The organism is Bradyrhizobium guangdongense, assembly GCF_004114975.1.
Classification (GTDB): Bacteria; Pseudomonadota; Alphaproteobacteria; order Rhizobiales; family Xanthobacteraceae; genus Bradyrhizobium; species Bradyrhizobium guangdongense.
Window position 1 is genome coordinate 6,073,624 of record NZ_CP030051.1, and the last position, 25,610, is coordinate 6,099,233.

Sequence of the window (25,610 nt, forward strand, 5' to 3'; positions counted from 1 at the left end):
ATGACGCAGCCCGGCTTCAAGAGGCTTGTCCTGGCCTGCGCCTTGGCCGCAACCGCTACGCTTGCGCTGTTCGCATTTAGCGCGCGTTCGGCGGCCGCCGCCAGCTGCGAGTCCGAATGTGGCGAGCCAACCCCGCATCCGTCGCCGAGCCCATACCCTTCGCCGAGTCCCTCTCCGTCGCCGAATCCAATCTCCTCGCCGACAGGTGCCGATTCCAGCGGCAACTCGGTCAACGGGCTCGCGGGCCAGCGCTTCAATCAGATGATCACCAACCGGGTGCTCGGAACAGTGCTGCTCGGTGTCAACGAACAGGTCAATTGCAGCGACTGCGTCAGCGCGTTCGGCTCGGCCGGATCGTTCTCGGCCGGCATCCACGGCCGCAAGGAACTGACGCCCAATCTGTCGCTGCTGGCCGGCCTCGCCTACACGCAATACAGCGAGGGCGGCTATCACATCACCAGCGCACCGATCGGCGCCTTCGCGCTGCGCTATGATTTCACCGATTGGGGCTCGTCGCGTCCGTTCTTCGACGTCGGCACGATCCTGACGCCGTGGGAGAAGGCGCGCTACACCCGCAGTTACAACACCAGCCTCGGCCCGGTGACCGTGACGAGCTCGACCAATGCCGCGAACTACGCGGTCTATGGTCGCGCCGGCTGGATGAGCCGTCTGTCGCCGCGCGACGAGGTCGCGGCCTCGATCGAGATCTGGCAGCTCTGGCAGCGCGTGTCGGGCTATCAGGACAACACGGTCGCATTCAATCCATTCGACGCCTCGATTGCCGATGGCACCGACCGCACGAGCCTAGTCAAGATCGGCGGCCAATGGACCCATCTCTTCGCCGGCAACATCGAAACCAACATCAATGGCGGCTGGGTCCAGTCGTTCGCCAGCCATAGCGGCATCGTCGCCACCGTGACCGGCGACGGCACGGTGGTGCCGACGATGGGCAACCAGGGCTGGTTCGAATATGGCGGACGCCTCGGCTTCCGCGTTCAGAAGGGCTGGGTCGTGGATCTCTTCGCCAACGGCACGCTCGGCCCGCAGCCGGTGGGCAACACCATCCACGGCGGCGTGGGGCTGCGGATCAATTATTAGAGAACGAGCACGGTCGGGTGGGCAAAGCGAAGCGTGCCCACCACCTCTCTCAATCGTGGACGAACCATGGGCACGGCGCTCACGCGCCTTTGCCCACGCTACTGCACCAGCTCACGCCGCCGACTTGCCCTCGAACGCGCGGCGCAGGACATCCACGTCCAGCTTCACCATTTTCATCATGGCCTGCATCGCGCGGGCCGCGGCGGCCCTGTCCGGGCTCGACAGGAACTCGAACATCACCTTCGGCACCACCTGCCAGGCCACGCCCCAACGGTCCCTGAGCCAGCCGCACTGCTCTTCCTTGCCGCCATGAGCCAGGAACGCGTTCCAGACGCTATCGACCTGAACCTGATCGTCACAATGGATCATCAGCGAGATCGCGTGGGTGTATTCCATCTTCATGCCGCCGTTGAGCGCAACCAAGGGCTGACCGGCCACCGTGAACTCGACGACAAGCACCGAGCCCTCCTTGCCGGACGGATTGTCGGCAACATTGCGCTGGACGTGCGTGATCGCCGAATTCGGCACGAGCGAAACGTAGAACTTTGCGGCTTCCTCGGCATCGCCGTTGAACCACATGCAGGGGACCAGCTTGGACATCGTCAATGCTCCTCTCCAGATTTCGATCAGGCGTTCGCCAAAGCGGGCTTCTCGGGGACGGCTGCCATGTCCAGCCAGTTCACACCCCACATATGGCCGTCCGGATCCTCGAAGCTGCGGCCGTACATGAAGCTGTATTCGTCCTTCGGACTGGGATCGGCCACTCCGCCCGCAGCCTCGGCCCGACCGACGATCTCGTCGACCTCGTTCCGGCTATCGGCGGACAGGCAGAACAGCGCCTGGTTCTCGGTCTTTGCGTCCGCGATCGGCTTCGGCGTGAACTGACGGAATTTGTCGTGGGTCGTCAGCATCGCGTAGATGGTCTCGGAAAAGACGATGCAGCTCGCCCTATCGTCACTGAATTGCGGGTTCCTGGTCGCTCCGATCGCCTCGTAGAAGGCAGTCGCACGCTTCAGGTCCGTCACCGGCAGATTGAGGAAAATCATCCTGGGCATCAAAAGCTCCTTGGGCGGGTTCTGCCCAAGGACGGACGGCCGGGCTGCCACCCGACAGGCTTCCGAATATTTTTTGCGCGCCATCTGCGGGGTTCTGTCACACCGAACCCCGCATCTTTGGCCAGCTTACGTCTTCTCGTTGGGATCGCGATGAACAGGGTCGATCCACAGCACCGTCTCGGGCTTCTCGACCGGCTCGATGTCGAGGTTGATCGCGACCGCCTCGCCGTCGCTGCGCACCAGCACGCATTCCAGCACCTCGTCGGGGCTGGCGTTGATCTCCTGGTGCGGCACGTAGGGAGGCACGAAGATGAAATCCCCGGGGCCGGCCTCGGCGGTGAACTGCAGGCTCTCGCCCCAGCGCATCCGCGCCTTGCCCTTCACCACATAGATGACGCTTTCGAGATGGCCGTGATGATGCGCGCCGGTCTTGGCGTCCGGCTTGATGCTGACCGTGCCTGCCCACAGTTTCTGGGCGCCGACGCGGGCGAAATTGATCGCGGCGGCACGGTCCATGCCCGCGGTCGAGGGCACGTTGGTGTCGAGCTGATTGCCGGGGATGACGCGCACGCCGTCATGTTTCCAGCGATCGTCGTGATCGTGGTCATGGTGAGAATGCGAGTAGTCATGGCCGGTCATATCTCGTGCTTTCTGTTGGTTCCGTGCGCGGCAAGCTAGCCTAAAGCTGCATGCGCAAGCCATACCAAAATCGGAACCCTCATAGCCGCCAGACGTTGTCCTTGCGAGCAAACTGCAAGGAGAGTTTCATGGGTAGCACGACCGACAAGATCAAGGGCAACGCCAACGAAGCCATCGGCAAGGCCAAGCAGGGAATCGGGGAAGCGACCGGCTCGGAACGCCTGAAGGGTGAGGGTACGGTCCAGGAGGTGAAGGGCAAAGGCCAGCAGGCCATGGGCGATGCCAAGGACGCCGCCAAGGATGCGATTGATCGCGCTGCTGCGTCGGCACGCCGCGCGACCGAGTAACGCGTGTCAGACTGGACATGAAAAGACCGGTCAAATGGCCGGTCTTTTTTGTGCGCTCACTTCACCGCGAGCAGCTCGACGTCGAACATCAGCGTGGCGTTCGGGGGGATCACGCCGCCGGCGCCGCGCGCGCCGTAGCCGAGCCGCGGCGGGATGATCAGGGTGCGTTTGCCGCCGACCTTCATCGTGGCAACACCCTCGTCCCAGCCGGCGATGACGCGACCCTTGCCGATCGGGAATTCGAACGGCTCGTTGCGATCGACGGACGAGTCGAATTTCTTGCCCTTCTGGCCATTCTCGTAGAGCCAGCCGGTGTAGTGCATCACGCAAATCTGGCCGGGCTTCGGCGAGGCGCCGGTGCCGACGACGCTATCGGTGATCTGCAGTCCTGAGGCTGTGGTCATGGTCTTTCCTGCGGTCTGGGCCGAGGCCGTGGTGGAAACGAATGCCGACACCCCGATCAGCGTGATCGCGAGCGCCGACATGATGGCGAGGAGCATGCGCTGGAAACGCTGCATAAGACACCCTTCCTTTGAGGCGGGAGGTGTCTAGCGCAACGAGCCCACGGTTTCCACCCTTTAGACCTCGATATTTTCGAGCCGCACCGGCAGCTTGCGAATGCGCTGGCCGGTGGCGTGATAGATCGCATTGCAGATCGCCGCATTGGTGCCGACATTGGCGAGCTCGCCGAGCCCCTTCGCGCCAGCCGGATTGATATGATCGTCCTGCTCGGAGAGCAAGATCACCTCGACACCAGGCACATCGGCATTCACCGGCACGAGATAGTCGGCCAAGTTGTCGTTGACGTAGCGCGCGGTGCGTTCGTCGATCTCGGTGGCCTCCAGCAGCGCCGAGGACATGCCCCAGATCAGCCCGCCCATGAGCTGGCTCCGCGCCGTGCGCGGATTCATGATGCGGCCGGCCGCGAAGGCGCCGACCAGCCGGGGGCAGCGGATCTCGTGGGTGAAGCGGTTGACGCGAACCTCGACGAACTCGGCGCCGAACGCATAGGCAATCTTATCCTTCATGGCGGCGCCGCCGACCAGCCGCGCGTGCCCGCTATGCATGGCCTTAAAGGAATCCAGCGGCGCGCCTTCCGGCTTCCACTCGCCATATTCCTCGACCACACCGGCGCCCAGCGCATCAAATGCCTTCTCCAGATCGAGCGGCCGATCGCTCTTCGCCGCCTGCGTCGTCGGCGTCTGGCCGATGCCGACCGTTTCCTTGGCCTTATCCGTGAGACTTTCGTTCGGCATCAACGCCTTGAACAATCTTTGCCGGACCTGGTCGCACACCATCATCACCGCCGAGCACGTGCTCGCCGTGGAATTTGAGCCGCCCGCAACCGGCGCCGGCGGCAGGTCGCTATCGCCGATAAAGACGGAGACCTTCTCCAGGGGAACACCGAGCCGCTCAGAAGCGGTCTGGGCGATGATGGTGTAGGCGCCGGTGCCGATCTCATGGCCGGCGATCTCGACGCGCGTGCGGCCGTCGCGCTGCAGACGCACGCGCGCTGCCGATGGCGCCATCTGCGTCGGATAGCAGGTGGCCGCGCAGCCATAGCCGATCAACCAGTCGCCATCGGACATGGATTTCGGCGCGGCCGAGCGCTGGGCCCAGCCGAAGACTTTGGCCGCTTCGTCGAAACACGCCATCAGCGCACGCGACGTATAGGGCTTGCCGCCGATCGGCTCGTTGGTGGCGTCGTTGACGCGGCGGAGCTCGACCGGATCCATGTTGAGCTTGACTGCGAGCTCATCCATCGCGCTCTCCAGCGCGAACAGATACGGCACCTCCGGTGGCGAGCGCATGAAGCCCGGCGTGTTGCGGTCGGCACGCACGATCGACACGAGACTATCAACATTCGGGCAGGCATAGAGCCGCGTCGTGGTCTTGGTACCGCCGACGCAATAGGGATCTGCGCGCGAGGATATTTCGGCGCCCTCGTGCTTGAGGGCGACCAGCTTGCCGTCACGACTGGCGCCAAGCTTGATCTCGTGTCGGGTCTCGGCGCGATAGGTCGCGATGGTAAAGCCCTGGTCGCGGGTCGGGACCAGCTTGACCGGCCGGTTCAGGCGCCGGGCGATGCCGGCGATGATGGCGGTCCGCGGGGTCATCGAGCCGCGCGAGCCGAAGCCGCCGCCAACATAGGGATTGACCACTCTCACCTTGTCGGCATCGACGCCGAGCTGTTCGGCGACGCCGTTCTTCAGGCCGTAGACGTATTGGCTGGGCTCGTAGATGACGAGATTATCGCCCATCCAGGCGCAGCTCGTTGAAAACAGCTCCATCGGATTGTGATGCTGTGTCGGAGTCTCGTACGAAGCGGTAAGCTTCACGTCCGCCTCGTCGAATGCTCTGGCGAAATCGCCGACTTGCGGATCTTCCTTGAATTGTGCGTTCTGGCCTTTTGCGGCGGCTTTGGTGGTTCCCGGCGAGTCGAAGCTCGCAGCCGGCGTGATCGCCGTGTAGCTGACCTTGACGCGATTGGCCGCTTCGCGCGCGGCCTCGTAGCTCTCCGCGACGACCACCGCGATGATCTCGCCGTCATGGGCGATATCGGCCGATTTCAGCGGCTGGATCGTGGTGCCGGCATAACCGCCATTGCTGAAGAGTTTCGATTCCTTCAGCTTGGGCGCGTTCTCGTACGTGACAATGTCGATCACGCCACGGACATTTTTGGCGTCGTCGAGATCGAAGCTGTCGATGCGGCCTTTGGAAATCGCGCTGGTGACCAGGAACGCATAGGCCGGATTGTCCAGCGGCATGTCGGAGCCGTAGGTCGCCCGCCCTGTGACCTTTGCGACCGCATCATAGCGCGGCACGGGCTGCCCCATATTAGCCTTCGGCTCGGGTGCTGCAGCAGTCATGGTCAGATCTCCATCGTTACGGCCTGCTGAAGCGCGCGAGCCACCACGCGCTTTCCGAGCGCGATCTTGAAACTGTTGTGCTGACGCCCCCTGGCGTCTGCAAAAGCGACATCGGCGGCGCGCTGCGCTAGAGCATCGTCAAACCTTTGTCCCTTCAGCAGCGCTTCCGCCTCTCGCGCACGCCAAGGCACGGTGGCCACGCCGCCCAGCGCGACGCGAGCATCCCTGATGGTGCCGTCCTGTACATCGAGCGCGACCGCGGCCGACGAGAGCGCAAATTCATAGGACTGGCGGTCGCGGACCTTCAGATAAACCGAGCGTGGCCAGCGGCCGGAAATGACGAAGGCGGAAATCAACTCGCCCGGCTGAAGCGTGGTCTCGATCTCGGGCGTATTGCCGGGCGCCTTGTGCAGCTCCGCAAACGGCTTGCTGCGGGTGCCGGACCTGCCGGTCACCTCGACCGAGGCATCCAGCGCGATCAATGCCTGGGCGAAATCACCGGGGTAGGTCGCGATGCACTGCTCCGATGTGCCGAGGACCGCATGCAGGCGATTGACCCCGTCCATCGCAGCGCAGCCGGAACCTGGATTACGCTTGTTGCAATTCTCGTAGGAGACGTCGCGGAAATAGCTGCAACGCGTCCGTTGCATCACGTTGCCGCCGAGCGTCGCCATGTTGCGCAGTTGGGCACTCGCCGCGAGTTTCAGGGAATTTGCCACGACGGGATAGTTGCGCTGGATCTCATCATGCCCGGCGACATCGGACATCTTTGCGAGCGCGCCAAGGCGCAGGTTTTCACCGCCGGGATCGATTGCCGACCAGCCCTCCGAAAGCGGATTGATGTCGACGATCGCGGCAGGCCGCATCACGTCGAGCTTCATCAGGTCGATCAGCGTGGTGCCTCCGGCGAGCGGCTGCGCGGACGCCTTTGTCAGCGGATTGTTGGCGGCCGCCGCGGTGCTGAGCGCCTGCACGGCCATATCGGGGTCCATTGCCCTCTGATACGAAAACGGTCGCATGGCCTAACCTTTCATGATCTCGGGCGCGGCCTGCTTCACGGCGGCGACGATGTTCGGGTAGGCGGCACAGCGGCAGATGTTGCCGCTCATGTACTCGCGGATATCGGCATCGCTGCTTGCATGGCCCTCCTTCACGCAGGCAATCGCCGACATGATCTGACCTGGCGTGCAATAGCCGCATTGGAAGGCATCGTTGTCGATGAAGGCCTGCTGCATCGGATGCAAGTGGTCGTCGGTCGCGAGTCCTTCGATCGTCGTGATCTCCTGCCCTTCGGCCGCAAGCGCCAGCGTCAGGCACGACACCACGCGGCGGTCGCCGATCAGTACCGTACAGGCGCCACATTGTCCGTGGTCGCAGCCCTTCTTGCTGCCGGTGAGCTTGAGATGCTCTCGCAGTGCATCGAGCACCGTGGTGCGTGCGTCCAGACTCAGGCGCTTGTCCTGGCCATTCACCCGCAACGTGACGTCGACGGGAAGCGATGGATCTTGTCTGGACGACGAACTCGGATCTTGCGCGGCCGCGCGCGCCGTCATCGGAACAAGCGCGCTGCCGGCGGCACCCGCCATGAAGGCGCGCCTGTCGAATCCGGATGGTCGGGAACTTGAATGGTCGGGCATGGACGGCCTCCGCCGCTGGTCTGCAACAAGCAGCGCACGCCTGCACCGCTCATCGCCCCTTAACTTGGAGCAATGAGCCCAGTTCCGAACGAGAAGGGGCGACGCAGCGAATTGCCGCGTCGCCCCTTCGTCAACTTTTGCTGATGTTGCGGCGGGAACTTCGCGCCTGATCAATAGCCCAGCGCGCAGCCATCCTTGCGCGGATCAGAACCGCCGGTGAGCGTGCCCTTGTCCCAGTCGATCCAGATCGCCTGCGCGCCGCCAAGCGGGCCGACGACGCTGGTGGTCTTGTGGCCGAGCTTCTTGAGGCCTTCCACGACATCGACCGGCACGCTGTCCTCGAGCTGGTACTGGCCCTCGTAGTGCAGGCCGCGCGGCATATCGATCGCCTCCTGCACGTCGCAACCATAGTCGAGGATGTTGGTGAGGAGATGGGTCTGACCGGTCGGCTGGTACTGGCCGCCCATCACCGCGAACGACATCGTCGAACGGCCGCCCTTGGTGAGCAGGCCCGGCATGATGGTATGCAGCGGACGCTTGCCGCCTTCGATGCAGTTCGGATGGCCCGGCTGGATGCGGAAACCACCGGCGCGGTTCTGGAACAACACGCCGGTGTTGTTGGAGACGATGGCCGAGCCGAACGAATGCGCGACCGAGTTGATGAAGGAGCAGACGTTGCGGTCCTTGTCCACCACCGTGATGTAGATGGTCGAGGGATTCATCGGCGGCGCAACATTCGGCAGGTCGAGCATGCCGTCCATGCGGATCTTGCTGATGTACTCGTCGGCAAAGCCTTTTTCGAGCATCTCGGCGACGTTGATCTTCATATGGTCCGGCGAGGCGACATGCATCTCGCGATTCATGTAGGCGATGCGCGCGGCTTCCGCTTCGAGATGGAAGCGCTCGACGCTGACGGGCGCGTACTTGGTCAGGTCGAAGCGCGACAGAATGTTGAGCATCAAGAGCGCGGTGACGCCGGGGCCGTTCGGCGGGCACTGCCAGAAATCGTAGCCCTTGTACATCGTGCCGATCGGCGTCGTGACTTCGGTGGTGTGCGCGGCGAAATCGTCCAGCGTGTGCAGACCACCGATGGCGCGCAGGGTTTCGACCATGTCCTCCGCAATCGCGCCCTTGTAGAAGGCATCGCGGCCGTCCTTTGCAATCGCGCGCAGCGTCTTGCCAAGTTCGGCCTGCCGGATGACGTCGCCGGCAACCGGCGGCTTGCCGCCCGGCAAGAGGTAGCGCACCGTATTGGTGCCGTTCTTCAGCTTCTCGAACTGGTTCTTCCAGTCGAAGGCGATGCGGGGCGCGACGACGTAGCCTTCCTCGGCCGCCTTGATCGCCGGCTGCAGCAGCCGGTCAAAGCCGAACTTGCCGTGGTCGCGCAGCACGGTCGCGAAGGCGTCGATCACGCCGGGGATCGAAACCGCGTGGGCCGAAGTCAGCGGCACCGAGTTGATCTTGCGCTCGAGATACCAGTCGGCGTTCGCCGCCATCGGCGCGCGGCCGGAGCCGTTATAGGCGACGATCTTGCCCTCGCCACGCGGTTGGATCAGCGCAAAGCAGTCGCCGCCGATGCCGGTCGATTGCGGCTCGATCACGCCGAGCAAGGCGGAGCCCGCGACCGCCGCGTCCACCGCCGTGCCGCCCTCGCGCAACACCTCGATGGCAGCCAGCGAGGCCTGCGGATGCGAGGTCGCCACCATTGCATTGGTGGCATGGACGGTGGACCTGCCGGGGAAATGGAAGTTTCTCATCGAATTCTTGCTCTTTCTCAGACCGGGGGCGCGGATGGTGCGGTATCCCGGAAAACAGGCTTACATGACATATTCCGGCCCATGCGGGCAATGTTGGCATACCAGGAAGATGGCTGCCATCCGCTGGGAATAGAGCTGTTGGTTGCGGGTTTTCTGGGCGCCCCCCGCCTGCTAAACGGACGCATGATCTACAAGGTCTGCGCCTTCTACCAATTCGCCGCCGTGCCCGATTACCGCGAGCTGCGTGAGCCGCTGCGCGCGTTCTGCGCCGATCTGTCCCTCAAGGGCAGCATTCTGCTGGCCGAGGAGGGTATCAACGGGACCGTCGCGGGCGCGGGCGAGGCCATCGACGCCTTCGCCCACGAGCTCACACACGGCGACATGTTCAGCGGCAGGCTGAACAATCTCGAATTGAAATACTCGACTGCGGAGGCGATGCCGTTCGGCCGGCTCAAGGTGCGGCTGAAGAAGGAAATCGTCACGCTTGGCGATGTGGCCGCTGATCCGACCCGGCAAGTCGGCACCTATGTCGATGCCACCGAATGGAACGCGCTGATCGCCTCGCCCGACACGCTCGTCCTAGACACCCGCAATGCGTTCGAGGTGGCGATGGGAACGTTCGAAGGCGCGGTCGACCCCGAGATCAAGAGCTTCGGCGAGTTCAAGGATTTTGCCGCTGAAAGGCTCGATCCGGCGAAGCACCGGCGGATCGCGATGTTCTGCACCGGCGGCATCCGCTGCGAGAAGGCGAGCGCGCATCTGCTGGCCCGCGGCTTTGCCGAGGTCTATCACCTCAAGGGCGGCATCTTGAAATATCTCGAACAGATTCCCGAGGCGCAGAGCCGCTGGCGCGGCGAATGCTTCGTGTTCGACGAGCGCGTTGCGCTCGGTCACGGATTGCGCGAACGGGATAAGGGGCACCCACGTGACGAATGAGATCAAAGCGCTCGCCGAGCGTGTCGACACGCTGGAGACCCGCCTCGCCTATCAGGACGACACGATCGAGACGTTGAACCAGACCATCACCGCGCAATGGAAGCAGATCGACGCGCTGACACGGCAACTCGCGCAGCTCAGCGAGCGCCTGCAGGAGGCCGAGGCCAACGCACCGGGCCCCATCAACGAGCGGCCGCCGCATTATTAGGGATTATTGGCCAGCCGCCTTGGGCAGTAGGTTCGTGACCTCGCCGGACATCACCAGCTGGTCGCGGCCGGCATCCTTGGCGGCGTAGAGCGCCCGGTCCGCAGCTTCCACCAGCGATCCCGTGCCCGCGGTGCGTTCGAAGGCCGGCCGGCAGGCCGCACCGCCGACCGAGACGGTGACGCAGGAAGCGGCCGGATTGGAAGCATGGACCAGACCTGCATCGTGGACAGCGCTGCGGATCCGCTCGCCGACCTGGGCGCAGCCGGCGGCATCGGTGTTCGGCAGCAGCATGGCGAATTCCTCACCGCCATAACGCGCCGCGAGATCGCCGACCCGCTGCGTCTCCGCCGCGATGATCCTCGCAACCACACGCAAGCAGACGTCGCCCGCAGGATGGCCATATTCGTCGTTGTAGGCCTTGAAGTGATCGACGTCGATCATCAGGAGACCGAGGCTGGAACGGTCGCGATAGGCACGCGCCCACTCTTCATTGAGCCGCTCGTCGAACCGGCGGCGGTTGGCAAGGCCGGTGAGGCTGTCCTCGATCGCGAGCGTCTCGAGCCTGGTCTCCAATTGCTTCTGCTCGGTGATGTCGCGCGAGATTGCCACCACGCCGTCGACGCTGCCATTGTCCTTGCGCGTGACGCGCATGGTCGATTCCAGCCAGACCTCGGACTTCTGCCGATGCACGTTGCGGTACGTGACCCGAGCTTCGTCCGTGTCGCCGCGCTTCATGGCATCGACGACGGCCTGGACGTGCGGCCGGTCCTCCGGATGGATGCCGGCGAGTGCGTCCGTGCCGATCAGCTGATTGGGGCGCCAGCCGACGACGCGGATGGACGAGGGCGAGACGTAGCGCAGCCGCTCGTCGAGCCCGATGCGGGTGACCATGTCGCTGGAGCCTTCGGCCAGCAGTCGGAAATGCGCCTCCTTCTCGACCAGGGCCGCGGCCATGCGCTGGCCGCGCTGCAACTGCCGCACCAGCACCGCGCCGATGATCGCGATCAGCATCACCAACGCGACCACGTACAGCATGCGCGAGATCGCCGCGGCCCGCCATGGCGCCAGCAACGCCTCCTTGTCGAGGGTGGCGATCAGGACGAGCGGATAGCGGCCGCTGCGCTTGAAGAAGCTGACGCGTTCGGCGCCGTCCAGCGGGGACTTGAAGTGATAGGCGCCGCTCGACTGTCGCAGGCTGATATCGCGAAACAGCGGCCCGTCGCCGACATTGCGGCCGACGAACTTCTCGTTGTTCGGGGTTCGCGCGATGATCATGCCATCGCCGTATGTCAGCGTCACCGAACTGTTGCGACCGATCTCGAACTGCTCGTAGAAATGCGATAGATAGCTGGAGCCGATTGCCGCGAGCACCACGCCGCCGAAGCTGCCGTCGGGCTTGTTGAAGCGGCGCGACAGGGTCACAACCCATTCGCCGTCAACGAGGCTCTTTACCGGACGACCGACAAAGGCCTCGCGATTGGACGAGAGCTGGTGGTGGCGGAAGAAGGCGTCGTCGCTGAGCGTCGAGGCGGTCGTGCCGGGCGAAGTCAACCAGTTGCCCTGGTCGTCGATGATGGCGAGGCTGTGGACGCGCTCCATCGCCTTCTTGCGCGCCTCCAGCAGGGTGCGCAGCTTGGCAATCGTAGCGGGATTCGCGCCGTCCATCTCGAGCCGGCTGACGACGCCGACGACGCCCGAATCCAGTAGATCAAGACTGTCCTCGGCATGCTGCGTGAGCGAGCGCGCGACATTCGCCATCTCGGTCTCGGCGCCCTTGAGCACCGCGTCCCGCGTGGCCGATTCGCGCCAGCCGCTGACGCCGAGGATCGCGACGCAGGTGAGCACGACGAACGCCGCCGCGCGCAACGGCAGGCGGCTCCATCCGGCTCTCTGAGAGGCGATGCTCATGCGGCAGAAAATCTCCAATATCCGGAAATTCTGCCGCTTCTCTTATTGAACCCTGAAGCGCCTGTTGAGATTCGCTATCATCTACGGGTTTTTCCGTACTCCTACGGACCGGCCTCTGCGCAAATCACTAACAAGGTCTTAGCAAGACTGTCGGAAACCGGCGAGCCGCCCCGCTAGCTGAAGATCGACTTGACCTTGTCCCAGAGCGAGGGATGGTCGGCCTCGGCGTCGGCCTTCGACGGCGTCGGCTGCGCGGCGCTGACGGGATCGGATGCGGGGAAGGTATCTTCCAACCCGGTATCGAGCTTGGCGTGACGGTCGGCCGCGAGCGCTTCGCGCAAGTCGTCTGCGTGCTTGTCGTGGGGAGCGGGATTGAATGTCTGGGCCATGGAATTCCTCCTCCATTGGCAAGGGCAACGCGGCGCTTTTGCGCTGGTTCCCCTGTTCCGCTCCGGCCTCTCACGGTGTATCAGGAACCTTGAACTGCATCAGGATCACTCGTGCCCCAGTCTGCGACAAAACCCTTCATCGACGTGCTCTCCGGCCAGCGGCAAACCATCCCGCCGATGTGGATGATGCGGCAGGCCGGCCGCTATCTGCCTGAGTATCGCGAGGTGCGCGCCAAGGCCGGCGGCTTCCTCGATCTCTGCTTCAATCCGGAGCTGGCCGCCGAAGTCACGCTGCAACCGATCCGCCGGTTCGGTTTCGACGCGGCGATCATCTTCTCCGACATCCTGGTGATCCCCTACGCGCTCGGCCGTTCCGTCCGGTTCGAGGTCGGCGAAGGTCCGCGGCTGGAGCCGCTGGACGATCCGGCGAAAGTCGGAACGCTCGCCGCGCAGGCCGATTTCGCAAGGCTCCAGTCCGTGTTCGAGGCGCTCAAGATCGTGCGCGGCGCGCTCGATCCCAAGATTGCATTGATCGGCTTCTGCGGCGCGCCGTGGACGGTTGCGACCTACATGGTCGCGGGCCAGGGCACGCCGGACCAGGCGCCGGCGCGGATGATGGCCTACCGACATCCCGAGGCATTTGCCAAGATCATCGACGTGCTGGTCGAGAACTCGATCCACTATCTGCTGGCGCAACTCGACGCCGGCGCCAATGCCTTGCAGATCTTCGACACCTGGGCCGGCGTGCTGCCGCCGGCCGAGTTCGCGCGCTGGTCGACCGAGCCGACGCGGCGCATCGTCGAGGGCGTGCGCGCCAAGGTGCCGGATGCCAGGATCGTCGGCTTCCCCCGCGGAGCCGGCGCGCACTTGCCGGGTTACGTCGAGGCGACCGGCGTCAACGGCGTCAGCATCGACTGGACCGCGGAGCCCGGCTTCATCCGAGAGCGTGTGCAGAGCCGCGTCGCGGTGCAGGGCAATCTCGATCCGCTGGTGCTGATCACGGGCGGCGCGGCGCTCGACCGCGCGGTGGACGACGTGCTGGCGAATTTTTCGCAAGGACGCTTCATCTTCAATCTCGGCCACGGCATCCAGCCGGAGACGCCGATCGCCCATGTCGAGCAGATGCTGAAGCGGGTGCGTGGCTAAGAAATCCGTCCCCTCAGGGGGGCGGGCACAAACGGCGAAAACAACCCCATGCACAGTACAAATCGTTGAAGAATTTCGCCTCGCGCCCTTATTCGCCCTTTCCGAATAGGATTTGACACGTCGGGCAAAACAGGCGCATATTGCCATCATCACCCGAGTGGCCGTTGACGGTCGGTCGCGCGGCTCGACGCAGCAAATCTCGAGATGACCTTCATTGAGCGCGTCACCGCTCGACGAAGCGATCCGTGGCAGAGAGCGCGCGCCCGGTCTCGTCGCGGGCCGTGAACACGACGTCGCGTTGCTCGGCGTCCGCTGCGGTCAAGGTCACCCGCAGAGATTCCGAGGCGTCGGCGCCGACTTCGATCGGAGAGAGGTCCTCGTTGCCGACGATCGAAAGCTTTCCGTCGATGCCGCTGACGGACAGCGTGTAGCGATGAGCGCTCGACGACTTGTTGAGGAGCTTCACCGTGTAGGCATTGCGCAGGGAGCCGTCCGACAGGCGAACGGCGACGGGATCGCGGTCGTGCTGGACCGACAGGCTTGCGGTGGTCTTCATCGCGAACGCAACGCCGATCGTGCCAGCCAGCGCAAGGCAGGCGGCCGTAAGGCCGAGCGTCTTCGGCCGCAGCAGGCGGTTGCGGGGGACCTCCTTCCTCCGCCCCCGTTCGATGTTAGCCCAGCTTTCGTAATCGATCAGACCCCGCGGGCGCCCGAGCTTCGCCATCACGCCGTCGCAGGCATCGACGCAGAGGCCGCAATTGATGCAGGCGAAGTTCGGACCCTGCCGGATGTCGATCCCAATCGGACAGACCGCGACGCACTGGCCGCAGTCCACGCAATCGCCTGCCGTCTCGCCCCGGAGGCGCAATTCGGCGGCCTTCTTCGCGGAGGTCCGCTGCTCGCCGCGGTAGTCGCGATAGTTGACGGTATAGGCCTCGGGATTCCAGATCGCGCCCTGCAGGCGCGGCCAGGGGCACATGAAAGTGCAGACCTGCTCGCGCGCAAAACCCGCAAGCCCATACGTCGTGCCCGTGAACACCGCGATCCAGGTCAGCGCGTTGGCCGACAGATTGCCGACAGCCAAGTCGCGCAGCAGCTCAGGCGCATCGGTGAAGTAGAAGATCAGCGTGCCGCCCGTCGCTAGCGCGATCAGAAGCCACGCCGCGTGCTTGGCAACGGTCTGGACAACCCGCTTGGGCGTGAGGGGCGCTCCGATATTCTTGAGACGCTGGCGTCTGTCGCCTTCGATCAGGCGCTCGACGAGCAGGAACAGATCGGTCCAGACCGTCTGGGGACATGCGAAGCCGCACCAGAGACGCCCGGCCAGCGCGTTGGTGAGGATCAGGATCGTCGAGGCGTGCACCAACAGGCCCGTGACCAGATAGAGATCCTGAGGCCATATCTCGACGAAGAACGCGTAGAGGCGCCCGTTGGCGAAGTCGAGCAGCACGGCCTGGTCGGGCGCGTTCGGTCCACGATCCCAGCGGACGAACGGCGTGACGTAGTAGATCGACAAGGTCAGCAGCAAGATGGCCCATTTGATCCTTCGGATGGGACCTTTGACGGCCTGCGGTACGACGGGCGAGCCGGCTGCAGCAGCTGCCCTGGCCCGCGTCCTCGCGTGATCGATCTCGATAGTGATGGCCATAACGCGCGATCAATTCACTGCAGCGAAGCCGAGTGAGGCCCGAACGGCCGGCTCGATGAGGTCGGGGGTCCAGGCCGGTTCGAAGGTCATCGTGACGTCGACGGCAGCGACCCCTGGCACGGTCGATGCCGCCGCCTCCACGCCTTCCTTCAGGAAGGACGTCGCGGGACAGCCCGGCGTCGTCGCGGTCATCGTGATGCGGACCGCTCCATCCTCCACCGCGATGTCATAGACGAAACCGAGATCGACGATATTCTCGCCCAGTTCGGGATCGATCACGACGCGCAGCGCGCCGCGGATGTCCTCGAGCAACCGGTCCGTCATGACGGCGCCCTCACGGTCAGTTCGTAGGTGGCGCCGTCAGGTCTGAAGCCACCGAGCCAGCGAAAGCCCCGCTTCTCGAGCTGCGGAAACAGGAATACCGGCTCCCGTCGCAGAAGAGACGACAGCGTCTCGCCGGGACCGAGCTTTTCCGCCGCAGCGAGAATCCTGACCATGGGCTCGGGCGGATCGAGGTCGCGGTTGTCGAGTTCCACGACCGGTTCGGGCCAGGGGGCGAAAGGCGAATTGCTTGCGGCGATCGGTGTGGTTTCCCGCTCGACCCCGACAGGCGTGAACAGCACCTCCCATTCGCCGCCTTCGAGTTCGCTTGCCGAATGAGCAAAACCCTTGTCGGCCATGACGGCGAACAACGGCACCGGCTTGAACGGCGCGTAGAGTCGAAGACCCTGCCCTTGCTGGAGACGACCGACCGCGGCCATGATGACCGAGAACGGCTCGCCACCGGCACGCAGGATCGGACGGGCATCGACATCCAAATAGTCGGTCATTGCGGTCTCCTCAGGTTTTGGCGAACAAAAGATGCGGCGCGACGGCGCCCGCCGGCAGGCGCAGCGGCAAGGCGACGTCTTCCAGACGCCGGATTCGAATGATTTCGTGGATGATGCCGACGACCCCGACGGTCATCGCGGCCGCGGCCATCCGGAACGCGCCCGGCTGTGCCGCCAGCAGAGCAAGCGTCCCCATCCAGACGGAGACGTAGTAGATCGCGAACCACTTGGTCGCCCTGCTTTCCGCGACCAGGTCCTGGACGCGGGGCGTCGGCGCGCGTCCCATCACGGGTCCGTAGGTCTCGAGCCAGGTGAGAAACGCAACGATCTTGTAGAGCTTGGCCAGCACCAGCCCCGACAACCAGCCGAACGCCGCCAGGAAGGCAAAGGCGCCCAGATGCGCGGACAGCGTTCGCGTCGCAACGAGCGCTATTCCCAGCAGCCCCGTTGCCGCCAGGCTGGCGAATGACAGCATCGCCATCCGCATGTTGAGCTCGAGCTGACGCCGCTTGCGGGCACGGAAGATGCCGGCAAGATCCCGTCCGTAGAGAGCGGCGCAAACCAGGCCGAAAACTGCGGCGATCGAGAGCACCATATTCAGCCCCAGTTCGAAGCCGACCGCTGCGGCTCCGCCGCCGACGGTCGTCGCGACCGCGAGCGCGCCGGCGGCGAGCGTGATGCGGCTCTTCCGGTCCTCGACGTCAGGCGCCAGCATGAACATGGACAGCAATCGGTAGCTGACGCCCATCGCCGTCAACGTCAGCCAGCCGCCGAGCCCGGCGATGGCATGCAGCGGGATGCCCCGCGCCAGCACAGCATCGCCGATCCGCCCCGCCCATCCGGCCAATGCGAACGCGAACACCGCGCCGAAAGCGGCCGTCGCGCAAAGAGAGGCGAGGCCAACCAGGACGAATCGTGCCGGTCCCGACGGCCGCTGCCAAGCCGTCAGACCGAGGTCGACCACGATGAGGCCGAAGCCGACAACCAGCAGCACGGCCCCGAGCGGCAGAAGCCATGGCGCGGAAGGCAGGCGGGCGCCTAAAGCCATGAACCCGGCGAGCAGCGAAACCAGTCCCGCCGTCACCAAGGCCAGGGCAGGCAGCGCCCATCGTTCGCAGAACAGAGGCTGAGCCACCAGGACAGGGACGAATTGGAAAAGCGCTCCGCACATCGCGATGCTCAACCAACCGATGCAAACCACATGCACCAAGACGAGCGTGTCCGGTGCTGCGAGATCCGCCGCAGGGTGTCCGATGCCCGCGACCATCAGCGCGAGCGCGGCCAGCAGCCAGGTCAGCGCCGCCGCGAAGTAGGTCATCGTCCATCGGGAAATGCTGCCGCCGATCATGATCGTCTCGTCATCCCAGCGCGAATTGCGGCTCCATACGCCGCCCCGCACGCGAGCTTGCAGCGGCATCGGCAGTAGGCTCCCTCTCCCGCTTGCGGGAGAGGGTTGGGGAGAGGGTGTCCCCGCAACGGGACAATCCCCAAGAGGAAAGAACCCTCACCCGCCACGCGCGGGACGATGCTTCGCATCGCCCGAGGCGTGGCGGCCTCTCCCGCAAGCGGGAGAGGCTGAGCAAACCCGCAGACAATGCTCGTGAGATCCATATGCAATTGCCTGTCCATGGCAGGAGCCTACCCGGATGGGCGCCGAGTTCTTTGTGATGTCGCAAAGAAGCCGATCTATCGCAGCGCGATATGGGTCGAAGCACCTATCAGGAGTACGGCAAATGAGAGTTTTCGAAAGGCTTCACGCGGCCCGTCGGGTTTCACCGGCAACGAGTGCGATGGAACGCAGCCCGTCGACGTTCCTCTCGAGGCTGCATCTCCATTCGAAACCCATGGAACCTCGTCAGGCGAGGAAGTCGCGGCGATTGACCCGGCTGAGCGACGTTTCGAGCCTGATATCGTCGCGCCTGATCTCTTCGACGGTCTCGAAGGTGAAGCGGATGTGCTCGGCCGCCGCCGCTTCGGCCTCCTTGGTCTTGCCTGCGATCACCGCGTCCGCGAGCGCCAGATGCTGTTCCAGCAGCTGGTCGCGAACGCCCTCGCGCAAATAGAGTTGCGCGCGGCTGTAGAAGATGTTGTTGCGCAACAGGTCGGCAAGCGCGCGCATCACGTGGAGCAACACCACATTGTGGCTCGCCTCGTAGATCAGGAGGTGAAGGTCGACGTCGGCGTCACCCTCCTGCGTCGGATCTTCGAGCTTGTGAGCCTTTCGCATCCGATCGGCGCAATCGCGGATCGCCTGACGGTCGAGATCGGTGGCACGTAGCGCGGCGAAGCGGGCGGCGTGCGCTTCCTGGATCCTGCGAAATTCGAAATAGTCGGCCGTGACACGCGGCTTGTCCTGCAACAGCGTTGCCAGCGGCCGCAATAGCGGCGACAGGAACTGGGCGACGAACGTCCCCGAGCGGGTGGTCGCGAGCAGCCCGCGCCTTTCGAGGATTTGCAGCGCCTCGCGCAGCGAGGGCCGCGAGATCTCCAGCTTTTCGGCGAGATCCCGCTCGGCCGCGAGCTTTTCTCCGGGCCGCAACACGCCCTCGAGGATCAGCTTCTCGATGTGGTCGGCCATCGCTTCCGCGATTTTCGGGGTCCGGACGACGTTGCTCAAGGTGGCACCTATCCCTTTGGCGGAGCGCGCAGATTCGCCATCCGAGTATGGGGGTTTTGCGCCCTCGATCAAGCATGTTTGCCACCCTCGAGATCGGGCGAAGTGCACTTCCCAGTTGACAATTTTGGTAAAATAATTTTACCGCATTACGCATCGGACAATATAGGTGCCCAAGACCGTGAACCAGCGCGGCGGCGGATGAGGACAACGCGAGGAGATTTTCGTGGCGTGGACGCAGGTTTACGATCCCTTCAACAATCCATGGCTCTCGACCGCCGCGGCGGCGCTGCCTGTCATCGTGCTGCTCAGCGCAATCGCGATCTTCGAGATCAAGGCGCATTGGGCAGCGGCCATCGGCCTCGCCACCGCACTCGGCGTTGCCGTGTTCGCGTTCGGCATGCCGGCGGGCATGGCCGGAATGGCCGCGATCTACGGCGCGGGCTTCGGGCTGCTGCCGATCGGCTGGATCATCATCAACATCATCTTCCTCTATCAGCTTCTGAACGAGAAAGGCGAGTTCGCGGTGCTGCAGCGCTCGGTCTCCTCGATCAGTGACGATCGCCGGCTGCAGCTGCTCTTCATCGCGTTTTCGCTGGGTGCGTTCTTCGAGGGCGCCGCCGGGTTCGGCACGCCGGTTGCGGTCACCGCCGCAATGCTGATCGCACTTGGTTTTTCGCCGCTCGCCGCGTCCGGCCTGTCGCTGATCGCCAATACCGCGCCGGTTGCCTATGGCGCGCTCGGCACGCCCGTGATCGCGCTCAGCGCGGTGACCGGGCTCGATCTGCAGGAACTGAGCGGGATGATCGGGCGACAGCTGCCGTTCTTCTCGCTGCTCGTGCCGTTCTGGCTGATCTGGGCCTTCGTCGGCTTCCGCCGGATGCTCGAGATCTGGCCGGCGATTCTGGTGGCCGGACTCTCGTTCGCCGTTCCGCAATATCTGGTTTCGAACTTCCATGGCCCCTGGCTGGTCGACGTGATCGCTGCAGTGGTCTCGATGGCAAGCCTTGCGCTGTTCCTGCGGATATGGCGGCCGATGCATGTGATGAAGGAGATGCCGGCACGCTATGGCGCTCCGCTGTCGGACGAGGCTCCCGCCGGCAAGAGCACGAAGGCGGCGGTCGCCAAGGCCTGGACGCCCTGGCTGATCTTCTCGGCCTTCGTCTTCGCCTGGGGCACGCCGCAGGTGAAAAACTGGCTCGACGGCATCTGGGTCGCGAAGTTTCCCGTCCTCGGACTGCACAATCTCGTGCAGAAGGCGCCGCCCGTCGTCGCCAAGCCGGTCGCAGAAGGCGCGGTCTATGTGCTCAATCTGCTCTCGGCGGCCGGCACCGGCATCCTGCTGTCGGCGATCATCTCGGGCCTCTTGGTCGGCTACGGCCCGTTCGGCCTGATCCGGATGTATGCGCGCACGCTCTATCTGACACGCTATTCGCTCGCGACCATCGCCTGCATGCTGGCGCTCGGTTTCGTCACCCGCTACTCCGGCACGGATGCCACGCTCGGGCTCGCCTTCGCCAAGACCGGAACGCTCTATCCGTTCTTCGGCGCGCTGATCGGCTGGCTCGGCGTTGCGCTGACGGGGTCGGACACGTCCTCGAATGTGCTGTTCGGGGGACTCCAGCGCATCAGCGCCGAACAGATCGGCGTGAGCCCGGTGCTGATGGCCGCCGCCAACAGCTCCGGCGGCGTCATGGGCAAGATGATCGATGCGCAGAGCATCGTGGTCGCGTCCACGGCGACCAAATGGTACGGCCACGAGGGCACGATCCTGCGCTTCGTCTTCTTCCACAGCTTCGCGCTCGTCGTTCTCGTCGGCATCCTGGTGCTGGGCCAGGCCTATCTCTGGCCGCTCAAACTGCTCGTGCCCTGAACGGAGACCGCGATGCGCTTGTCACAGTGTCACAATTTTCATGACTTCCGTCGGCTGGCGCGTCACCGGCTGCCGGGGCCGATCTTCGACTACATCGACGGTGGGGCGGACGATGAGGTCACCCACCGCCGCAACACGGCGAGCTTCGAGCAATGCGACCTCGTGCCGAACGTGCTGCGCGGCGTGCAGGAGGTCGACCTCTCCGTCACCGTCATGGGTCAGAAGCTTGCGCTGCCGTTCTATTGCTCGCCGACGGCCCTACAGCGCCTGTTTCATCATCGGGGCGAGCGCGCCGTCGCCGCGGCGGCGGCGCGCTACGGCACCATGTTCGGCGTCTCCTCGCTCGGCACGGTCAGCCTCGAGGAGCTGCGCAAGGCCCATGATACGCCGCAGATCTATCAGTTCTATTTCCACAGGGATCGCGGCCTCAATCGTGCGATGATGCAGCGCGCAAAGGACGCCGGCGTCGAGGTGATGATGCTGACGGTGGACAGCATCACCGGCGGAAACCGCGAGCGCGACTTAAGGACAGGATTCAGCATCCCCTTCCGTCTGACGCTCGCCGGCATGCTCCAGTTCGTGATCAAGCCGCAATGGGGCATCCAGTATGTGACGCACGAGAGGTTCAGGCTGCCGCAGCTCGAAGAGCATGTCGACATGAGCGGCGGCGCGGTGTCGATCGGCCGCTATTTCACCGAGATGCTGGATCCGTCGATGAATTGGGACGATGTCGCCGAGATGGTGCGAAGCTGGAACGGGCCGTTCTGCCTGAAGGGGATCATGTCGCCGGCCGATGCGCGCCGCGCGGTCGAGATCGGCTGCGCCGGGATCGTCCTGTCGAACCATGGCGGCCGGCAGCTCGACGGCTCCCGCTCGGCGTTCGATCAGCTCGCAGAGATCGTCGACGCCGTTGGCGATCGGATCGACGTGATGATGGATGGCGGCATCCAGCGCGGAACCCACATCCTCAAGGCGCTCTCGCTCGGTGCCAAGGCCGTCGGCCTCGGGCGATCCTATCTCTATCCGGTGGCGGCGGCCGGCCAGCCCGGGGTCGAGCGGGCGCTCGGCCTGTTGCGGGCCGAGCTCGAGCGCGACATGAAGCTGATGGGATGCACCTCGCTCGGCCAACTCTCGCGCGCCAATTTGCGCTTCAAGTCAGCGGCGTGAAACGCCGGCGCGCCAACAGGAGGCGGTCATCGATTTGAGCAGCGCGCGGGCCCAGACCGTTCGTCTCGTGGGGTTGTTGTTCACGCATGATCTTTTCGGAAAACCGCTGCGCACTTTGCGCTAACGCGGCCCTCCGGGTCCGGATCATGCTTTAGCGCGGTCGGCTGCGCTCGATGATCTCGGCGGCGCCCTTGCCCAGCAGGTCCAGTCCCACGGCACGGCCGAGCTCGCGCGGGCGATCGGCGGGACCTGCGCGCGAAGCTTCGATGATGGTGTTGCCGGACAGGTCGAGCACGGAGGCGGTGAGCGACATCTGATCGCCCGAGATGGTCGAGAAACCGGCCACGGGCGAATTGCAGTGGCCGTTGAGCACCCACAGCACCTCGCGCTCGGCATCGGCGCAGGCATGCGCCGTGGGATCGTCGATCGACGACAGGATCTTTCGTGTTTGCCAATCCTGCGCGGCGCATTCGACCGCGACGATGCCCTGCCCTGCCGCTGGCAGCATCTCCGCCGCGGTGAATTCGTAGGCGATGCGGCCGGCGAGCCCGACGCGATCGAGACCCGAGCGCGCCATGATCAGCGCGTCCGCCGGACCCACCGCGCCGCCATCCGGCAGGCGCTGCATCTCGCGATTGTCGAGCTTGCGCACGCGGGTGTCGGCGGCGCCGCGGAAGTGGATCACCTCGACATCCGGAAACAACCGCCGCGCGTAGGCGGCGCGTCGCACCGCGTTGGTGCCGATCTTGAAACCCTTGCCTTTCGACTGGCGCAGCGCCTGCAGCGTGACGCCTTCGCGCAGCACCAGTGCATCGCCGGGCGGATCGCGCGACAGGGTCGCGCCGATGACGAGGCCGGGCGTGTCCTCATTCCCAGGCATGTCCTTCAGCGAATGCATCGCCGCCTGCAGTTCGCCCGCAATCACCGCGGCGCGGATCTGCGCCACGAAGGCGCCGCCCTTGCCGCCATGGGGCAACAGCTTGCTGGTCTGGTCGAGATCCCCCGTGGTGTCGAACTTGACGATCTCGACGTCGAGACCTGATACCGCTGATGTCAGGCGGCGCGCAATCTCTTCCGTCTGGGCCAGCGCCATCGCGCTCTTGCGGGTGCCGATCTTGAATCGTGGTGCCAAGTCGAGAGTCCTTTCGGCGCGAAACTACCGCGCATCCTCCAATATCATTTCGGAGGCCTTTTCGGCGATCATGATGATCGGCGCGTTGGTGTTCCCCGAGACGAGGTCCGGCATGATCGAGCCGTCGACGACACGAAGGCCGTCGAGCCCCCTCACCTTCAGCCGCTGGTCCACCACCGCGAGCGCGTCGTTGCCCATACGACAGGTCGAGGTCGGATGATAGATGGTGCTGCCACGGTCGCGGCAATAATCCAGGATCTCGGCGTCCGTCGATACCTTCGCGCCGGGATCGTATTCGCCGGCCACGAACGGCTTCAGCGCCGGCGCATTCAGGATCCTGCGCAGGATCTTGATGCCTTCGACATTGGTGGTGCGGTCGGTCTCGGTGGACATGTAGTTGATCCGGATCTCCGGCGGCACGGTCGGGTCCGCGCTCCGGATGCGCAGGGAGCCGCGGCTCTCGGGGCGGAGCTGGCAGACCGAGGCGGTGAAGCCGGAGAAGTCATGCAGCCGTTCGCCCATCTTGTCGGTCGAGAACGGCAGGAAGTGGACCTGGATGTCGGGCGACGCCAGACGCGGATTGGTCTTGAAGAACGCGCCGGCGGTGCCGGCGGCGATCGTCAGCCAGCCTTTCCGGAACAGCGCATAGCGCGCGCCGGCGAGCGTACGGCGCAGCGGATGATTGACGGTGTCGTTCAGCGTGATCTTCTGCGAGCAGCGCATCACGATGCGGACCTGCATGTGGTCCTGGAGATCGTGGCCGACGCCTTGTGCATCCAGCACCACGTCGATGCCGTGCTTGCGCAAGAGGTCGGCGGGGCCAACGCCGGAGAGCTGCAACAGCTGCGGCGAGTTGTAGGCGCCGCTCGACAACACGACCTCCTTCCGTGCCCGCGCGCGGCGCACGATTGCGCCCTGGCGGTATGCTACGCCGACCGCGCGGCGCCCCTCGAACAGCACGCGCTGGCCGAGCGCCCCGGTCTCGATCTTGAGATTGCTGCGTGTCTTCGCGGGGCCGAGATAGGCCACCGCCGTCGAGGCGCGGCGGCCGTTGCGCGTGGTGGTCTGGAACAGGCCGACGCCCTCCTGCGTGGCGCCGTTGAAATCGGGATTGTAGGGCAAACCGGTCTCGACGGCGGCATCGATGAAGGCCTTCGACAGCGGATCGGTCACGACCATGTTGGACACCGGCAGCGGCCCGCCGGTGCCGTGATATTGGTCGGCGCCGCGGGCCTGGTTCTCGGCCTTCTTGAAATAGGGCAGCACGTCGTCATAGCCCCAGCCGGCGTTACCGCGCTGGCGCCAGCGATCGTAATCCTCGTGCTGACCGCGCACGTAAAGCAGGCCGTTGATCGAGCTCGATCCGCCCAGCGTCTTGCCGCGCGGCTGGAACACTTGCCGTCCCTTCAGCTCGGGCTCCGGCTCGGTCTGGTACATCCAGTTGACGGTCTTCTCCTTGAACAGCTTGCCGTAGCCGAGCGGCACGTGGATCCAGATGTTGGAATCCTTCGGGCCGGCCTCGAGCAGCAGCACGCTGTGCTTGCCGCCCGCCGACAGGCGGTTGGCGAGCACGCAGCCGGCCGAGCCGGCGCCGACGATGACGTAGTCGAACTCGGGATCATCAGGCGTGAGGGAGGAGGTTGCGGTCATGCGCGGCTGTTCTTCTTGTTGGGTCGTGGGCGTTTCCGGTCTGTGACTAGCACAATCATGCGCGCAGGCGCAGGGCCTCGACCAGCGACTTGAACGCACGGGCATATTCCGCGCCCGCCCTTGCGATATCGGCGCGCCCGGCGCAGGCGACCGCGGCCTCCGTCACCGCGCCGAGCAGCAAGCGCGCCAGCGGCTCGACCGGCTGCTTGGCGATCAGGCCGGCCTCCATGGCTATCGAAAGCGCACGCGGCATCTTGCCGCCAAAGTGCCTGGCGTCGATCTCGCGCCAGCGTTCCCAGCCGAGCACCGCCGGTCCGTCGCGCAGGATGATCCGGCCGGTCGGCCCCTTGGCGGTCGCGGCAAAGTAATGCTGGGTGCCGGCGACCATCGCGGCCAGTACGTCCTTCTCGGTGCGCGCGGCGCTGTCGATCTCGGCAACGAGATCGCGCGAGACGGAATCGAACACGGCTTCGAACACCGCCTCCTTGGTCTTGAAGTGATGATAGACCGCGCCCTTGGCGATGCCGGCGCCTTCAGCGATCTCGTCCATGGTGGTGGCGGCAAAGCCCTGCGTCCCGAACAGCCGGCGCGCCGCCGTCAGGATCGCCTCAGATGTCGCCGCCCGCCGTTCCGCCTGTTTTGCCATTGGCTTCCGTCTAATCCAATTCGGCGCGAGCGGCCAGTTGACTTTTCGACCCTCAGTCGG

The 25,610-nt window shown here is 64.8% G+C and carries 25 protein-coding genes; 7 read left to right on the plus strand and 18 right to left on the minus strand.

The window, feature by feature from the left end:
* Complete coding sequence (locus X265_RS28985) at nucleotides 1-1,098, plus strand: hypothetical protein (protein ID WP_164938840.1); 1,098 nt, start codon at nucleotides 1-3, stop codon at nucleotides 1,096-1,098.
* Nucleotides 1,099-1,209: 111 nt separating this feature from the next.
* Here X265_RS28985 and X265_RS28990 read toward each other — a convergent pair whose 3' ends face one another.
* The 3 genes from X265_RS28990 to X265_RS29000 all read right to left on the minus strand — a co-directional run bounded on the left by X265_RS28990 (nucleotide 1,210) and on the right by X265_RS29000 (nucleotide 2,792).
* Nucleotides 1,210-1,698 carry a VOC family protein gene (locus X265_RS28990; RefSeq protein WP_128967931.1) on the minus strand — a complete coding sequence of 163 codons (489 nt, stop codon included), beginning with the start codon at nucleotides 1,696-1,698 and terminating at the stop codon, nucleotides 1,210-1,212.
* 26 nt (nucleotides 1,699-1,724) lie between these two features.
* Entirely contained in the window at nucleotides 1,725-2,153 is a 429-nt protein-coding gene (locus X265_RS28995) for a VOC family protein (RefSeq protein WP_128967932.1), read from the minus strand.
* 126 nt (nucleotides 2,154-2,279) lie between these two features.
* Nucleotides 2,280-2,792, minus strand: a complete 513-nt coding sequence (locus X265_RS29000) for a cupin domain-containing protein (RefSeq protein ID WP_128967933.1) — start codon at nucleotides 2,790-2,792, stop codon at nucleotides 2,280-2,282.
* Nucleotides 2,793-2,920: 128 nt separating this feature from the next.
* Here X265_RS29000 and X265_RS29005 point away from each other — a divergent pair, with 128 nt between their 5' ends.
* A complete protein-coding gene (locus X265_RS29005) occupies nucleotides 2,921-3,139 on the plus strand; it encodes a CsbD family protein (protein WP_128967934.1) in 219 nt (72 codons plus the stop codon).
* Nucleotides 3,140-3,195: 56 nt separating this feature from the next.
* Here X265_RS29005 and X265_RS29010 read toward each other — a convergent pair whose 3' ends face one another.
* The 5 genes from X265_RS29010 to ggt form a co-directional block, all read right to left on the minus strand.
* A complete protein-coding gene (locus X265_RS29010) occupies nucleotides 3,196-3,657 on the minus strand; it encodes an FKBP-type peptidyl-prolyl cis-trans isomerase (protein WP_128967935.1) in 462 nt (153 codons plus the stop codon).
* A gap of 60 nt (nucleotides 3,658-3,717) precedes the next feature.
* Entirely contained in the window at nucleotides 3,718-6,009 is a 2,292-nt protein-coding gene (locus X265_RS29015; protein WP_128967936.1) for a xanthine dehydrogenase family protein molybdopterin-binding subunit, read from the minus strand.
* A 2-nt stretch (nucleotides 6,010-6,011) separates the two neighbouring features.
* Nucleotides 6,012-7,028 (minus strand): FAD binding domain-containing protein, encoded by a 1,017-nt coding sequence (locus tag X265_RS29020; protein WP_128967937.1) that lies wholly within the window; start codon nucleotides 7,026-7,028, stop codon nucleotides 6,012-6,014.
* A 3-nt stretch (nucleotides 7,029-7,031) separates the two neighbouring features.
* Complete coding sequence (locus X265_RS29025; protein WP_188637401.1) at nucleotides 7,032-7,595, minus strand: (2Fe-2S)-binding protein; 564 nt, start codon at nucleotides 7,593-7,595, stop codon at nucleotides 7,032-7,034.
* 221 nt (nucleotides 7,596-7,816) lie between these two features.
* Nucleotides 7,817-9,403: a gamma-glutamyltransferase gene (gene ggt / locus X265_RS29030; protein ID WP_128967939.1), complete on the minus strand. Its 1,587-nt coding sequence runs from the start codon at nucleotides 9,401-9,403 to the stop codon at nucleotides 7,817-7,819.
* Between the two features lie 183 nt (nucleotides 9,404-9,586).
* Between ggt and trhO the strand changes: the two genes are divergently transcribed.
* Both trhO and X265_RS29040 read left to right on the plus strand, forming a co-directional pair.
* Nucleotides 9,587-10,339, plus strand: a complete 753-nt coding sequence (gene trhO / locus X265_RS29035; RefSeq protein ID WP_128969450.1) for an oxygen-dependent tRNA uridine(34) hydroxylase TrhO — start codon at nucleotides 9,587-9,589, stop codon at nucleotides 10,337-10,339.
* Nucleotides 10,329-10,547: a SlyX family protein gene (locus tag X265_RS29040; RefSeq protein WP_128967940.1), complete on the plus strand. Its 219-nt coding sequence runs from the start codon at nucleotides 10,329-10,331 to the stop codon at nucleotides 10,545-10,547. Before trhO ends, X265_RS29040 begins: the two co-directional genes overlap by 11 nt.
* A 3-nt stretch (nucleotides 10,548-10,550) precedes the next feature.
* Here the strand turns inward: X265_RS29040 and X265_RS29045 are convergent, their stop codons facing one another.
* Nucleotides 10,551-12,455: a diguanylate cyclase gene (locus X265_RS29045; RefSeq protein ID WP_128967941.1), complete on the minus strand. Its 1,905-nt coding sequence runs from the start codon at nucleotides 12,453-12,455 to the stop codon at nucleotides 10,551-10,553.
* Between the two features lie 173 nt (nucleotides 12,456-12,628).
* Entirely contained in the window at nucleotides 12,629-12,844 is a 216-nt protein-coding gene (locus X265_RS29050; RefSeq protein ID WP_128967942.1) for a hypothetical protein, read from the minus strand.
* Between the two features lie 111 nt (nucleotides 12,845-12,955).
* Between X265_RS29050 and hemE the strand changes: the two genes are divergently transcribed.
* Entirely contained in the window at nucleotides 12,956-13,990 is a 1,035-nt protein-coding gene (hemE, locus tag X265_RS29055) for a uroporphyrinogen decarboxylase (protein WP_128967943.1), read from the plus strand.
* A 223-nt stretch (nucleotides 13,991-14,213) separates the two neighbouring features.
* Here the strand turns inward: hemE and ccoG are convergent, their stop codons facing one another.
* The 5 genes from ccoG to X265_RS29085 all read right to left on the minus strand — a co-directional run bounded on the left by ccoG (nucleotide 14,214) and on the right by X265_RS29085 (nucleotide 19,085).
* Nucleotides 14,214-15,638: a cytochrome c oxidase accessory protein CcoG gene (gene ccoG / locus X265_RS29060; RefSeq protein WP_128967944.1), complete on the minus strand. Its 1,425-nt coding sequence runs from the start codon at nucleotides 15,636-15,638 to the stop codon at nucleotides 14,214-14,216.
* A 9-nt stretch (nucleotides 15,639-15,647) separates the two neighbouring features.
* Nucleotides 15,648-15,962: a metal-sulfur cluster assembly factor gene (locus tag X265_RS29065; protein WP_128967945.1), complete on the minus strand. Its 315-nt coding sequence runs from the start codon at nucleotides 15,960-15,962 to the stop codon at nucleotides 15,648-15,650.
* Entirely contained in the window at nucleotides 15,959-16,468 is a 510-nt protein-coding gene (locus tag X265_RS29070; protein WP_128967946.1) for a DUF2249 domain-containing protein, read from the minus strand. The genes X265_RS29065 and X265_RS29070 overlap by 4 nt, the downstream gene beginning before the upstream one ends.
* A 10-nt stretch (nucleotides 16,469-16,478) precedes the next feature.
* Nucleotides 16,479-17,885, minus strand: a complete 1,407-nt coding sequence (locus tag X265_RS29075) for a hypothetical protein (protein ID WP_308421688.1) — start codon at nucleotides 17,883-17,885, stop codon at nucleotides 16,479-16,481.
* 438 nt (nucleotides 17,886-18,323) lie between these two features.
* Complete coding sequence (locus X265_RS29085; RefSeq protein WP_208764261.1) at nucleotides 18,324-19,085, minus strand: FCD domain-containing protein; 762 nt, start codon at nucleotides 19,083-19,085, stop codon at nucleotides 18,324-18,326.
* A 223-nt stretch (nucleotides 19,086-19,308) separates the two neighbouring features.
* On the opposite strand from X265_RS29085, the gene X265_RS29090 reads away from it, so the two are divergent.
* On the plus strand, nucleotides 19,309-20,955 hold the full coding sequence (locus tag X265_RS29090) for an L-lactate permease (protein ID WP_128967949.1): 1,647 nt from the start codon (nucleotides 19,309-19,311) through the stop codon (nucleotides 20,953-20,955).
* A gap of 12 nt (nucleotides 20,956-20,967) precedes the next feature.
* Nucleotides 20,968-22,122 carry an alpha-hydroxy acid oxidase gene (locus tag X265_RS29095; RefSeq protein WP_128967950.1) on the plus strand — a complete coding sequence of 385 codons (1,155 nt, stop codon included), beginning with the start codon at nucleotides 20,968-20,970 and terminating at the stop codon, nucleotides 22,120-22,122.
* Between the two features lie 151 nt (nucleotides 22,123-22,273).
* On the opposite strand, the gene hemC is transcribed toward X265_RS29095, so the two are convergent.
* The 3 genes from hemC to X265_RS29110 are packed head-to-tail and all read right to left on the minus strand — an operon-like array spanning nucleotide 22,274 to nucleotide 25,550.
* The gene (hemC, locus tag X265_RS29100; RefSeq protein WP_128967951.1) at nucleotides 22,274-23,254 is read right to left on the minus strand and encodes a hydroxymethylbilane synthase; all 981 of its coding nucleotides are present in this window, start codon (nucleotides 23,252-23,254) and stop codon (nucleotides 22,274-22,276) included.
* Nucleotides 23,255-23,278: 24 nt separating this feature from the next.
* Entirely contained in the window at nucleotides 23,279-24,904 is a 1,626-nt protein-coding gene (locus tag X265_RS29105; protein ID WP_128967952.1) for a GMC family oxidoreductase, read from the minus strand.
* Nucleotides 24,905-24,959: 55 nt separating this feature from the next.
* Complete coding sequence (locus X265_RS29110) at nucleotides 24,960-25,550, minus strand: TetR/AcrR family transcriptional regulator (protein WP_128967953.1); 591 nt, start codon at nucleotides 25,548-25,550, stop codon at nucleotides 24,960-24,962.
* Between the last annotated feature and the right edge of the window lie 60 nt (nucleotides 25,551-25,610).